This is a genomic window from Burkholderia sp. AW33-5, from assembly GCF_053427615.1.
The window spans coordinates 1-221 of sequence record NZ_JBSAXA010000144.1 but is presented as its reverse complement, the minus strand read 5'-3'; the positions used below and the strand labels follow the sequence as shown (position 1 = coordinate 221).

The window sequence follows — 221 nt, the reverse complement described above, 5'->3', positions numbered from 1 at the left end:
GTGTCGGCGCGCAGCGCCTGCAGGCAATCGCGGCTGTATTCGGCGAGGCGGACCATGCGGCCCTTGTTGACTGCATAGCGCTCGGCCGTGCAGTTGCGCAGCATCTGCCACATCCACTGGAGCTGGAAGCGCGTGCCGTCGAGGCGGATCGCGAGCGGCGCGTGCTTCTCGAACATCCACTTGACGGCCTTCAGCGGCACGCCGGGCGCGGCCCACGGCGC

General features: G+C 69.7%; 1 pseudogene. It reads right to left on the bottom strand.

Annotated elements, in window-relative coordinates:
- Positions 1-221 (bottom strand): annotated as a pseudogene (locus tag ACV22V_RS32750) (D-amino acid dehydrogenase); the annotation flags it as partial.